Consider the following 12,897-nt stretch of genomic DNA (forward strand, 5'->3'; position numbering starts at 1 on the left):
GCGACAGGTCACCGGCCGCCCTCGGCCAGCTCGGCGAGCATCCCCTCGCAGCTGCGGACGACGACCTGCGCGCCCCGCCGCTGGGAGAGCCGGAGCAGCGGATCCTCCGCGCGGTTGCGCCACTGCCACTGCGCGTCGGCGGCGACCTCCCAGAGCCGCTGTACGGGCGCGTCGTGCTCCAGGCCGAGTCGGGCGGCCAGGCCGACCCCGTCACCGCCGACCAGGCGCTGCGCCTCCGCCGCCAGCTCGGCGTCGAACCCGAGCCGGGTGGTCCGCAGCGCCGCGAGCAGGCGCAGCTCCCGGAACTCGTGGGCACCGGCGAGGATCTGCTCCACCGCGCTGAGCAGCTCCTCGGTGCCCGGGCCGGGCTCGGCCTGCAGCAGCGCCTCCACCGCGGCGAGCGCGGAGCGCGCCTTGAGCGTGTCCCGTCGGTCGACGAAGAACCGGCTGATCGACTCGCGCAGCTCGGTCAGGCCGCTGCGCCGGATGAGTTCGGCGGCCAGCTTGCCCCGGCTGTCGCAGCCGGTACGGACCAGGGTGGTCGCCAGCCGGACTCCGATCAGGCCGAGCCGGTTCAGCAGCGCGGCGCGTACCTCGGTGTCCAGCCGTACCGGCAGCTCGGCGCGGACGAAGCGGTCGGCGGAGAGCAGGTGCGGGTCCAGCTCCTCCCGCGACACCTGGGCCAGCTGCGCGAGCGCGGCGAAGTCCGACTCGCTGAGCACCCGTCCGGCGAGACCGAGCAACCCGCTGCACGCCACCAGGTTCACGCAGAGCGCGTTCACCCGGGGGTCGCGGTGCTGCCGTCGGGCGAGCTGGCGGGCGGTCAGCAGCCCGTCGATCCGTCCGCCGCCGGTCTCGTCCACCCGGGACAACACCAGGATCACGTTCACCGGGGCGGCCTGCCCGACCCGGCTGTCCCGGGTGGACTCCAGGATCCGCAGGTCGGTGCCGCGACCGTCGCGGGTCAGGTACAGCACCGCGTCCGCGTCGCGCAGCACCCGGTCCATGACCGGCGCCCGGCCGTGCTCGTCGGCACCGACGATCGCGGGCGTGTCGATCAGGGTGACCTGCCGCAGCGCCCGGGTCGGCCACTGCACCACGATGTCGCGCAGCTCGCCCTCCCGCCAGCCCACGAGGTCCACCCGCATCCCGGTCGCCGACTTGAGCACCGTCAGCTCCTGCGGGGGTTGGCTGCTGGAGTAGGCGGTGGCGCGCGGCTGCGGACCGTCCTCGTACCAGGTGAAGATGCCGCTGCCGTCCGGGCCGTCGATCGGCGCGACCTCCTCGCCCATGATCGCGTTCAGCACGGTCGACTTGCCGGACCGCCACGGGCCGGCGACCGCGACCCGCAGCGGTTGCTCCAGCCGGGCCAGCTGGTGCCGGAGGTGACCGGTCGCGCGGGGGTTGTCCCGGTAGAGCTGGAGGGCCTGGTGCAGCAGCCCCCAGACCGCCTCGTCCAGCCGCAGGCCGACCGTCATGCCCGGGGCTCCAACGGCGCCGGGGCGGGCCGGGCGGCTGTCAACTGCTGGGCCTGCTCGTAGACGGCGGCCAACCGGCTCATCTTCAGCCGGATCTCGCGCTGGCGCTGGTCGCGGGCGGCCGCGTCGGTGTCGGCGGCCTGCTTCGCGGTACGGAACGACTGGACGATGGCCTCCTGCAACTCCTCGGTCAGCGCGGTGAAGTGGTCCCGGAGCATCCGCTGCACCTGCCGAGCGGTGTCCCGGCAGTCCTTGGTCGTCCGGACGAAGAAGTCGTCGACGTGCCGCTGGATCGCCGTCTTGACGCTCGCCTGGCGGCGGCGGAGCAGCTGCCTGCTCTCGTCGCGGATGCTCTTGCCGCCGAAGAGCGCACCGGCGCCGATCGAGACCGGGTTGATCATCGGCATGCCGGCGAGGGTCATCGCCAGGCCGAACATCAGCAGGCCACCGTACGAGCCCTTCATGCCGGTGATCACCTTCTGGCTCGCGGTGAACCGGTCGATGGTCGGCCGCTCCATCTCCGGCAGCCGGTCCACGAGGTCCTCCGGCACCCTCATGGACCAGGGCGGCAGCACGTCGTAGCCGTACCGGGCGAAGTTGCCGGCGACCCGCCGGGCAGCAAAGTCGCAGCGCTGGGCCAACCACTCGTGGTTGGCCTCGGCGGCCTCGACCAGGCTGCGCTGCAACCACTCCTGGAAGGTGTCCCAGGAGACCAGCGGGTCGGCCGTGTCGAACGCCTCGTCGACCATCCGCAGGATCTGCCGGGTCCGGTCGCGCAGGTCGTACTCGATGTCGGAGAGCAGGTCGGCCATCTCGTCGGCGAGGGTGTTCTGCCAGCGGGTGGAGCAGCGGCGCAGCTCGTCGACCTCGCGCTGGGCCGCGTGCAGCCGGGAGATCGGGCCGGACTGCTCCTCCGCCTCCTGGCTCTCCAGCTCGGCGCGCAGCGGCGCGGCGAGCTGCTCCACCACGGTGCGGGCGATCATCGCGACCGAGGCCCGGGCCAGCACGTCGCCCTTGCCGGCCAGATCCCGCTGCAGACGGGCGATCAGCTGCGGGAAGCCCGACTCCGCGTTGAGCCCGTGGTCGTCGGTGACCGCCGCGCGCAGGCGCAACGCCGCCGAGACCGGGATCAGCGCCGCCGGTACGCCCGCCTCGGCCAGGTGCTGCCGGTTGCGTTCGGCGACCGCGCGCCAGTCCGGCACCAGGTCGATCTTGGTCTGCACCAGCGCCACGTTCGGGTGCGACCGGGTGACGTGCAGCAGCATGTTCAGCTCGGCGACGGAGAGTTCCCGGGTCGAGTCGGAGACGACCAGCACCGCGTCGGCGCGGTTCAGCGCGGCGGCCGGGGCGCCGGCACCGATCAGGGCCACCTCGTCGGTGCCGGGCGTGTCCACCAGCACCAGTCCCGCGCCGAGCAGCGCGCGCGGCAGTCCGATCTCGACGTACGCCGGGCCGCCGCCGGACCGCCGCCCCAGCGTGCCGGCCACCCCGGCCGCGATCTGGTCCAGCGGTACCGGGGTCCGCTCGGCGGTCGTCGCGACGGAGCCGCCGGCGGGTCGCCCGGGGGCGGAGGCCGCCTGGACCACCGTGGCCGACGCGACCTCGGCGTGCTGCACCACGGTCGGCAGGACGGTGGTGCGGCCGTCGCCGACCGGGCACACCGGCGCGTTCACGATCGCGTTGACGAGCTGACTCTTGCCCTGGTGCGGTTCGCCCACGACCAGGACGCGCAGCTTCGGGTCGAGCAGTTGCGCGCGCTTCTGCCGGACCGCCTGGAGCAGGTCCGCCCGCCCGTGTTCGCGGCACGTGCGGGCGATCCCGTCGAGCGCGTCCAGCCAGATCCCCGCCATCACCGCACCAAGTGTGCGGGTTTCGGATTAATTATCAAGTGGTGAATTGAGCAGGATCAGGTGGAAAGCCGGATCGCCAGTGGCGATCCGGCTTTCCGTCTCCGCTGAACCCCGATCAGAGCAGGCCGTCGCCGAGACCCAGCAGCCCGCCGCCGGCCGACGCGGAGGCATCGGCGTGGACCCCGGAGTCGCCGCTCACACCGCCGTTGACGTCACCGGTCACGCTGCCCACCGTGCCGGTGACGCCGGAGACGACGCCGTCCACCTGGTGCGTCACGCCGCCCACCGTGGACGACACGTCGACCTGCGGGACCAGGCCGCCGGAGCCGCTGACGCCGAGCCCGCCCAGGGTGTCGGTCACGCCGAGCCCGCCGAGGGTGTCGTCGACGCCGAGCGAGTCGACGACACCGCCGACCTGGCCGTAGGTGCCCGAGAGCGGGCCGCCGAGCAGGCCGTCCGGGGTGCCGAGCAGGCCGGCGTCGGTGCCGTCGAGCAGGGCGTCCGGGTTGCCGGCGATGCCGGCCACGTCACCGACCGCCGGGTCGGCCACGGTGTTCACCGCGCCCACCACGTCGGCGTCGAGGGTGTGCGCCACGTCGTGCATCCCGGTCGCGTCGGTCTCGATGCCGCTCGGCCCGATGCCGAGGCCGATCCCGGGCAGCACCGTCGCGCCGGCGGCGATGCCCGTCGGGTCGACGGCGATGGCGCCCAGCACGCCGGCCTTGACGTCCACTCCGGAGTAGGAGCTGCTGATGGTGATGTCCTGCGGCACGGCCTGGAGCTGGGCGACCACGTCGGTGGTGTCGGCCAGCAGGGGGTCGAGCCCGAGCTGCCCGGCCACCGGCGCCACCGGTGCCAGCCCGTGCACCGGGGCGTAGTCGACGACCAGCGGAACCACGTCCTGCACGTCGGCGGCGGTGATGTCGGTGAGCCCGGCGGCCTGGAGCGCGCCCTCCGGGTCGAGGTCGAACGCCGACTTGGCGTCAGGGTTGGTCAGCAGGTTGAGCACGAAGTCGTGCAGGGTCTGGTCCATGTGCCGGTTTCTCCTCGGACGTTGGCGTCAGCGACCGTGATCGTCGACAGGGACGCTATGGCCGCGGGCGGCATCCGGTCATCGGGGATCGGCCCGCAATCCGCCCCGCCGGATTAGGGTGCCCACCGCCTCGTACGTTAGGGGGACTGGGGGAACCGGGCCGGCCAGATTTAGGGTCCCGATGCGGGAGCGATCTCTGGTACGAACGTAGGAGCCCACGGGGTGTCGCCGGGGGTGGGTCGCCGCACGTGCCGACACCGTCGCCACCGGCCGGCCAACTCACGGTGAAGGAAGATTGCGGATGCCGTACGTCCTGGGGATCGACATCGGAAGCACCAACACCGCGGCCAGCGTGGCCCGGCGACGGGGTGCGACCTGGGCGCGACCCGAGGTGGTCGCGCTGGACGGCGGGTCGGTGACCGTGCCGTCGGTGTTGCACCTGGCAGCCGACGGGACGCTGGTGGTCGGTGAACCCCCCGTCGAGGACGGGAGCCGGATCGCACGCGGGTTCGTCCGCCGGGTCGGCGACGACGTTCCCCTGCTGCTCGGCGACGAGGCCTGCCCGCCGCAGATGCTGACCGCGCTGCTGGCGGCGTGGGTGGTGGAACAGGTCCTCGACCGGGAGGGTGAGCCCGCCGAGGCCGTCGTGCTCAGCCACCCCGCGGGCTGGGGTCGGCACCGGCGCGAGCTGCTGCACGAGGCGCTGTGGCAGTTCGGCCTGGGTAACGTGACGCTGCTGCCCCGTACGGTCACGGTGGCGGAGAGCCACGCGGCACGCGGCTTCCCGGGCAGCGCGGCGGCCGTCTACGCCCTGGGCGGCAACACCTTCGAGGCGGCCCTGGTCCGCCGCACCCCCCGCGGCACGTACGAGACGTTCGGCCTGCCGCAGGAGCTGGACTGGATCGGCGGCGCCGACTTCGACGAGGCGCTGGCCGAGCACGTGCGTACCGTGCTCGCCCGGGAACTCGCCGCGGCCGGACCTCGGCAGACGCACGCCACGCTGCGCGCGCTGCTGCCCGAGTGCGACCGGGCCAAGCGGGAACTGACCGTCGGCACGGAGACCGACGTGCTGCTGACCCTGCCGACCGGGCCGGTCCGGGTGCCGGTGAGCCGGGTGCGGTTCGAGGACATGATCCGGCCGGCCGTGCAGGCGACCGTCGACCTGCTGACCCGGACCGTCCACTCCGCCGGGCTGCTGCCGGCGCAGCTCGACGGCGTCCTGCTCGCCGGCGGCTCCACCCGGATCCCCCTGGTGGTCGAGCTGCTCGCCGCGGCCTTCCCGGTACCGGTGGAGGTGGAGCCCGATCCGCAGCTGACCGCCGCCACCGGCGCGGCGCTGGCCGCCTGCCAGGTGGTGTCGCCCCGCCCGCGCCGGCCGGAGCCGGACCGCGGGCCCGCCCCGGCCGTCGAGGCCGGACGGGCCACCGCGCCGGCCGTCCCGGCGCAGCGTGGACCCGACCACGACCGTTCCGCCCGCAGCGAGCCACCACCCCGTCCCCCGGTCCGGATCACCCCGCTGGAACTGCCGAGGGCCTCCCGCCTGGTGCTGGCCCGCGGCCGGGGACGTGAAGGATGACCACCATGATCATGAGCAGCGTCGCCGGGTCCCGGCTGGTGCTGGACCGGGGACCGCAGGCCCTGCTCGACGCGGTCGCGGCCGATCCGGACGCGCCGCTCGCGCTCGGCGTGACCGGGCCGGGCGGTCACGGCCGCAGCGCGTACCTCCAGGAGCTGGCCCGGGTCCACCGGCGGGCCGGCAACACCGTGCTGGAGAGCGCCCCCGACCGACCCGAGGAGATCGAGCCGGACGCCGTGCTGGTGGTCGACGACGCGCACCTGCTCGACGACGCCCGGCTCCGGGCGCTGCGCGAACTGGTGGTCACCCGCCGGCACCGCCTCGCCGTCGGCTACCGGCCGTGGCCCCGGCCGGCGGCGCTGGTCGAGTTGGCCGACGCGCTCCGGCGGGACGGGCACCTGGTGCTGCTCACCCCGTTCACCCGGGAGCGGACCGCCGCCTACCTCAGCGCGGTGCCGGAGGTCGGCCGGCGGCCCGACCTGGTCGACTTCGTGCACGGGCAGACCGCCGGCGTCCCCCGCGACGTCGAGCGGCTGGTCCGCGGCCTGCGGGGGACGGAGATCCCGGCGGGCGTCCCGACCGAGCCGCCCCGGCAGGCCGTCCTCCAGTTCGGACCGGACCTGGAGGACCTGGCGCCCGACGTCCGCCGGCTCCTGCTCGCCGTCGCCGCCGGCGTACCGCTGCCGGTGGACCTGCTCGGGGCGCTGCTGGGCCGGGAGCCGGGTGACGTGGACGAGCTGATCGCCGCGACCCGGGCGGCCGGCCTGCTCGGCGCGGACGGCCGGCTCGCCCCGGTCGTGCGGCGCGCGGTGACCGCGCTCAGCCCGGCCGCGGACCGCGGCGCGGTGTGGCGCCGGCTCACCGAGCTTCAGCTCGCCCGGGGTGGGCCGGTGCTTCCGCTGGTCCGCTCGCTGTACGCGGCGCACGTGGCCGCCGACTGTCCGGCGCCGACGCTGGCGGCCGCGGCGGAGGAGGCGCTGGCCGGCGAGCCGGCCCTCGCGGCGGAGCTGTTCGCGGCGGCCACGGCCGCCGGGCGGCCGGCCGCGGTCCGGCAGGCCGTGGCCGCGGCCCTGGCCGGCGACCTGGACACCGCCCTCCGGCTGGCCGACCGGCTCCTCGCCACGGCCGCCCCGGCCGACCGGGCGGAGGCGGCGGCGGTCGCCGCGACCGCGTTGGCGCACCGCGGTCAGGTCGGTCGCAGCGTCGAGCTGTACCGATGGTCGGGTACATCCTCGGCGGAGTCCTTCGCCGCCGTCGGCGCGCTCGCGGCCGGCCGCCCGGCCGACGGGACGCCGCCGCCCGGGGACGACCGGGCGGATGGACCGCCCACCCTGCACGCCAGCGCTGCCCGGCTGATGGCCGAAGGAATCCGGGACAGCGTCGCCGGCCCACCGACCGCCGCGCTCTCCACCCTCGTGCAGGCGGCCGCACTGCTGGAGCCGGCCGGCCGGGCGGCGCTCCTGCCGGACAGCCCGGCGGCGCTCGCCGCGTTGACCGGCCTGCACTGCGGCGAACTGGACATCGCCGAGCGGGTGCTCGACCGCGCCACCACCAGCGGGACGGGCGGCCCCCTGATGGCCCGCCGCCACCGGTTGCTGCAGGCGTGGATCGCGATGGTCCGGGGCCGTACCGTCGTCGCGGCCGACCACCTCGCGGCGGTGACCGGCGACGGTCGGCCGCTCGAGTCCCGGGACCTGCTCTTCGCCTCCGCGCTGGAGCTGGGGATCGCCCGGCGCAACAGCGACCTCGGCGCGCTCCAGCGCAGATGGGGCCACGCGCTGGAGGCCGTCGTCCGCCACCCCGTCGACCTGTTCACGCTGCTGCCGCTGGGCGAGCTGGCCATCGCCGGGGCCCGGCTGGGCGACCTCGGCCGGCTGGAGCCGTACCTGCGGGAGGCACGCCTGCTGCTGGCCCGGCTCGGCGACCCGCCGCTGTGGAGCACGCCCCTGCACTGGAGCGGCCTGCACGCGGCGATCCTGGCCGAGGAGCCGGCGGTCGCGGACGGCCACGTGGCCGCCCTGCTCGCCGCCGCGGACCACAACCGGTACGCGGCCGTGGTCGCCGCGGCCGCCGCCGCCTGGGTGGACGTGCTGCGCGGGATGGTCGACCCGGTCCGGGTGGAGGCCGCCGCCCGCGGTCTGCACGACGCCGGTCTGTGCTGGGACGGCGCCCGCCTCGCCGGGCAGGCAGCGATCCGCACCTCGGACCGGCGGGCGATGACCACGCTGCTCGACTGCGCCCGGATGCTGCAGGGTCGGCCGGCGGGGGCGAAGGCCGGGCAGCAGCCGGCGTCCGTCGACGCTCTCGCCGGTCCGGCCCCGCACCGGCTCAGCGACCGGGAACGGGAGGTCGCCGAGCTGGTGCTGGCCGGGTTGACCTATCGGGAGATCGGGGACCGGCTGTTCATCTCCGCCAAGACCGTCGAGCACCACGTCGCCCGGATGCGGTCCCGGCTCGACTGCGCAAACCGGACGGAGCTGCTGGCCCTGCTGCGGACGATCCTGGCCGACCGGTCGCGCCAGGCGGCCGGGCAGCCCTGGCCGGAACGGTCCGCGTCGTGAGCCGGCCCCGGACCGGCGACCACGGCATGCGGACCCGGCTCGCCGCGCTGGCGGTCGTTCTGATCACGCTCTGGTCGTACGCGGCGTATCTGACCGGCCGGGACGCGGCCGACCTGCTCCGGGTACGGGCGCTGGCCCAGACCCTCGGCCAACCCACCGACCGGCTGATCCTCGAACTTCAGGTCGAGCGCCGGCTCACCGCCCGGACGGTCGCCGGGGGCGGGCGGGCGGGTTCCGCGCTGGCCGGGGCACGCGACGGCACCGACCGTGCGGTCGCCGGGCTGCGCGCCTCCGTCGCCGACGACCTCGGGCTGCTCACCGCCGGCGGCCGGGAGCGGGCCGACGAACTCATCCGGCAGCTGGGTGGGTTGGCCGGCCTCCGGGCGGTGGCCGACGCCGGCCGGGCCGACGCGGTCGCCGGTTACGACCGGCTGATCGACACCGCCTTCACCGTGTACGGCCCGGAATGGAGCGTGCGGGACAGCGAGTCGGCCGCCGAGACCCGTGCGATCGTCGCGCTGGCCCGGGCCCGGGAGCTGCTCGCCCGGGAGGACACCCTGCTCACCGCCGCGCTGGCCGGCGACCGGATCACCGCCGACGACCGGCGCCGCCTCGCCGAGCTGGTCGCGAACCACCGGTACGCCCGCGGCGTGGCCGTCGCCGGACTGCCGGCGGTCGACCGGAACAGCTACCAGGCGCTGGTGGACGGCACCCGCTTCACCGGCCTGCTGTCCCTTGAGGACGCGCTGCTCCGCGCCGAGGACGGCCAGCCGGTGGTCACCGAGGAGGACTGGCGCGCGACGGCGGACGCGGCCCTGACCGGGCTGCACGAGTTCGTGCGGGCCACCGCCCGCGACAGTGCCGAGCGGGCCACGCCGGACGCGGTCCTGGTGGTCGTCCGCACCGGCGCCGTGCTGGGGCTCGGCCTGATCACGGTGCTCGCCCTGCTCCTCACCTGGACCGGCACCGTCCGCCGGCTGATCGGGCGACCGGACCCGCCCGCGCTGCCGGCCGGACCCGACCTGACCGAGCACGCCACCCGGGAGCTGTTCCTGCGGCTCACCCAGCGCAACCAGGTGCTGCTGCGCGACCAGCTCACCCTGCTCGACGCGATGGAGCGGCGGGAGTCCTCGGCGGCGGAGACCGGCGACCTGTTCCAGCTCGACCACCTCGCCGCCCGGCTCCGGCGCAACGTCGAGAAGCTGATCATCCTCGGCGGCGCGACGCCGGCCCGGCGCTGGCGGCGGCCGGTGCCGCTGCTCGAGGTGGCGCGCGGCGCGATGGCCGAGGTCGCGGACTACCAGCGGGTGCTGGTCGCACCGCACTGGCCCTGGTCCCTCGCCGGGCCCGCCGTCACTCCGGTCGTCCACCTGCTGGCCGAGCTGATCGAGAACGCACTCCGGTCACCGGCGGACACCACGGTGCGGGTCGCCGGTGAGCCCGAGGCGGAGGGCTGCGCCATCGTGGTCACCGACGACGGACCGGGCCTGAGCGTGACCGACCTGGCCGAGGCGAACGAGCTGCTGGCCGACCCGCCCGCCACCGGCCCGCCCGTCGGCCGGGCCGGGCTCCACGCCGCCGCGCTGCTCGCCGCGCGCTGCGGCGCCCAGGTCTCGCTGCGTTCCGGCTCGCGCGGCGGCACGGCGGCGGTCGTGCTGCTCCCCGCCGGCCTGGTCACGCCGATCGCGCCACAGCAGGCAACCGCCGGGCCGCACCTCGCTTCGATACGGGAGTCAGGTGAGCACGGCGACGAACTGCCGGTGCCGGCCCACAGTGGACCGCCGCCGCCCCGGCCCGACATCGCCGACCCCACGCAGATGCCCACCACGACCGCAGCAGAGGACCACAGATGATCCCCCACAATGGCGCCCGGGACGACCTGGAACGGTCCTCGACGGCGACGAGCGGAGACACACATGCCGACCGCCGGCGACCCTGACGAGGCCTGGTACGACGACGACACCGGGCTCCTGGCCCGGCCGTACGTGGTGACCCGTGCGGCCGGCGCGGACGACGGCGGGCGTCTCGACCTCATCACCGTGGTCGTGGCCCGGGCCGCGGTTCCCGCGGCCACGCCGCTCTTTCCCGAGCAGGCGCGAATCCTCGAGCTGTGCCGGCATCCACTGTCGGTGGCGGAGGTCGGCGCGCAACTGGACCTGCCGCTGGGTACGGTTCGGGTACTGCTCGGTGAGCTGCTGGACGCCGGGCTGATCGAGACGCACGTGTCGCCGACGCTGTCCGAGCTGCCGTCCCGGGAGCTACTCGAAGCGATGCTCACCGGGCTCCAGGCGCTGTGACCGACGGCGTGAGCCGGGGACGCGCGTACGGTGAAGGATCTGAGGGAGAAGCGCACGTGCCGTCATCACCGCCCCAGCCACGGCGGACCGTAGCGGTCATCCTACTCGACCAGACCGTGGCCCTGGCCGGGCACGCGCGGCGCGCCATCGGCGGCCTCGGGGCCTCGTCCCGGCGTACCCGGGTCCTGCTGGCCGCCACGCTGGTGGTCCTGGTCGCGACGACGGCCTCGGTCGTCCTGGTCCTGCGGACGCCGGAACGGCTGGCCCCGGTGGCCCTCGACCCGCCGCCGGACGTCGCCCTGCCCGCGGACCCCGCGGTCGGTGGGCCCGACCCGCAGGCCAGGCCGGCCGCCTCCAGCCCCGCGGCGGCGAGGCGGACGACGGCCGCAGCCGGCCCGCCGGTCGGCGCGGCGGCCCCGCCGGCGACGGCACCGTCCGCGCGCACCCCGTCAGCGGCGGCGGGGTCGAGCACCCCGGCCGCGTTGCGCGCCGCCTTCGCCATCGAGGAGCGCGCCCTGCTCAGCTACGGCGCCGAGGTGACCATCAGCAACGCCGGTCGGACGAGGGTGACGAACTGGATCCTGGTCATCACCCTGCCTCGGGAATCCCTCGAAATCTCCTCGGTCACCGGCGCCCGAGCCACCCGCGCGGGCGCGACCTGGACCTTCGTGCCGGACGAGACGACCGCAGAGGTGGCGGCCGGCAGCTCCGTTCAGGTCACCTTCCGGGTCAGCGGCGCGCCGATCAGCTCGACTCCCACGGCCTGCACCATCGACGGCGCGGCCTGCACCGGCCTGCCCGACTGACGGACGATGCCTTCGCGGGAGACGGCCTGGCCCCAGGGCGATCGGCACGGCTGCTGGGACGGTGATTGCGGAGCGGCAGGTGATTGACCGGCAGGTCGTCCCGTCTCAGCTGATGTCGACGGCCGAGGCACCGCGCCCTCGCACCGAACGGCTGGTCATGGGGCCGCCCGTCCAGAAGTAGCAGCGCACGCCGCGGTCGCCGCGCGCCCAGCCCTGCTCCGACGGCAGCCGATACAGGGTGCCGGTGCGGACCTCGCCGCCGACGGGCACCCTCGCGAACCGGTAGACCAGCTCCCGGCACCGCGCGTGCACCGCTTTCTGGTCGCGTCCGGCGTCCTCTCGCCTTTCCAACGGGGAGGTCCAGATGCCGACGTACTCGTAGCGGTGCGGGCTGGCGCAGGTGACCGGGTCCAGCTGGTACCAACCATCAAGATCGAAGCAGGTGTGCGCCAGCGGGGAGGGTCCCTTCAGCGCGTTGCGCAGGCTGTCGAACTGCTTCATCGGCGCATCGTTCGTGCCGTTGGCGCTGCTCTGGGCGCCGAGCACGAACACATCGCACCGGAACCAGCGGGCCCCGCCCTGCCAGCCCTGGATCGACGGGGGTACCGCCTGCACTGCCAACCGCCCGTTGCGCCAGTCCTGGCCGACGAACTCACGCGCCTCGGCGTCGCACTCGCTGAATGCTGGACGCATGGCGGTCGACCAGAAGCGGGGCGGGGTCTGACGATCAGCAAGGGCACCGGTGAACGTACCGACGTGGATCGTCTCCAGGACGTGGGTTCGCCGGCAGTCCACCGGTTCGTAATTCTCCGGAACGGTGGGATCGGAGACAGCGTGGCAGTCGCCGACCCTGGGCGTGAACTGCTTCGCGGCCGCCAGCGAGCGCCAGTCGTCGATCAGATCGCCGTCGGTGCCCGCGGGCGGCGCGGCGCACCCGGCAACCAGGGCGGTGATCAGTACGGTGGCGAGAACCACCGGCAGCCGACGGCTCATGTGCCGCCCTTCCGTCGGGGTGGGGAATTGGTGAGACGCGCAGCATAGGGCAGAGCCGGCCAGGTCAGGGTGATCGCCCGCCTCCCGCGCACCCGCCATTCGATCCCGGCGTACGGGCCGCCCCGGTCGGGTGACGCCGACCGAGCAGACGGCGGTGCGCCGTGATCGCTGGCTAGGCTCAGCGACGTTGCGTCGCGGCAACGGAACACCAGCTGACCGCTCCGCTCGCACGGTAGCCGCTTGCCTGACCCGGCTGCACGGCGGCGACAGCCGCCGTCGATTCCTCTGGTGGATGCGGAGGGC

9 protein-coding genes are annotated in these 12,897 nt (G+C 75.0%); 5 read left to right on the plus strand and 4 right to left on the minus strand.

From position 1 onward, the window contains the following. Nucleotides 1–8 precede the first annotated feature (8 nt). From M2302_RS24580 to M2302_RS24590, 3 genes are all read right to left on the minus strand, one after another. The gene (locus M2302_RS24580) at nt 9–1,478 is read right to left on the minus strand and encodes a dynamin family protein (protein ID WP_280840212.1); all 1,470 of its coding nucleotides are present in this window, start codon (nt 1,476–1,478) and stop codon (nt 9–11) included. Further along, entirely contained in the window at nt 1,475–3,328 is a 1,854-nt protein-coding gene (locus M2302_RS24585) for a dynamin family protein (RefSeq protein WP_280840213.1), read from the minus strand. The genes M2302_RS24580 and M2302_RS24585 overlap by 4 nt, the downstream gene beginning before the upstream one ends. 115 nt (nt 3,329–3,443) lie before the next feature. Beyond that, on the minus strand, nt 3,444–4,361 hold the full coding sequence (locus M2302_RS24590; RefSeq protein ID WP_280840214.1) for an IniB N-terminal domain-containing protein: 918 nt from the start codon (nt 4,359–4,361) through the stop codon (nt 3,444–3,446). Nucleotides 4,362–4,662: 301 nt separating this feature from the next. On the opposite strand from M2302_RS24590, the gene M2302_RS24595 reads away from it, so the two are divergent. The 5 genes from M2302_RS24595 (at nt 4,663) to M2302_RS24615 (ending at nt 11,601) form a co-directional block, all read left to right on the plus strand. Further along, nucleotides 4,663–5,937 carry an Hsp70 family protein gene (locus M2302_RS24595; protein ID WP_280840215.1) on the plus strand — a complete coding sequence of 425 codons (1,275 nt, stop codon included), beginning with the start codon at nt 4,663–4,665 and terminating at the stop codon, nt 5,935–5,937. A 5-nt stretch (nt 5,938–5,942) separates the two neighbouring features. Continuing rightward, nucleotides 5,943–8,498 carry a helix-turn-helix transcriptional regulator gene (locus tag M2302_RS24600; RefSeq protein WP_280840216.1) on the plus strand — a complete coding sequence of 852 codons (2,556 nt, stop codon included), beginning with the start codon at nt 5,943–5,945 and terminating at the stop codon, nt 8,496–8,498. Further along, nucleotides 8,495–10,351, plus strand: a complete 1,857-nt coding sequence (locus M2302_RS24605) for a nitrate- and nitrite sensing domain-containing protein (RefSeq protein ID WP_280840217.1) — start codon at nt 8,495–8,497, stop codon at nt 10,349–10,351. Before M2302_RS24600 ends, M2302_RS24605 begins: the two co-directional genes overlap by 4 nt. A 63-nt stretch (nt 10,352–10,414) precedes the next feature. Then, nucleotides 10,415–10,795: a DUF742 domain-containing protein gene (locus M2302_RS24610; RefSeq protein ID WP_280840218.1), complete on the plus strand. Its 381-nt coding sequence runs from the start codon at nt 10,415–10,417 to the stop codon at nt 10,793–10,795. 56 nt (nt 10,796–10,851) lie between these two features. Then, the gene (locus tag M2302_RS24615; protein WP_280840219.1) at nt 10,852–11,601 is read left to right on the plus strand and encodes a cellulose binding domain-containing protein; all 750 of its coding nucleotides are present in this window, start codon (nt 10,852–10,854) and stop codon (nt 11,599–11,601) included. A 105-nt stretch (nt 11,602–11,706) separates the two neighbouring features. On the opposite strand, the gene M2302_RS24620 is transcribed toward M2302_RS24615, so the two are convergent. After that, nucleotides 11,707–12,594, minus strand: coding sequence for a septum formation family protein (locus M2302_RS24620; protein ID WP_280840220.1), 888 nt, complete (start codon nt 12,592–12,594; stop codon nt 11,707–11,709). Nucleotides 12,595–12,897 lie beyond the last annotated feature (303 nt).

The sequence above is a fragment of the Micromonospora sp. A200 genome (assembly GCF_029893845.1).
Lineage (GTDB): Bacteria > Actinomycetota > Actinomycetes > Mycobacteriales > Micromonosporaceae > Micromonospora > Micromonospora purpureochromogenes.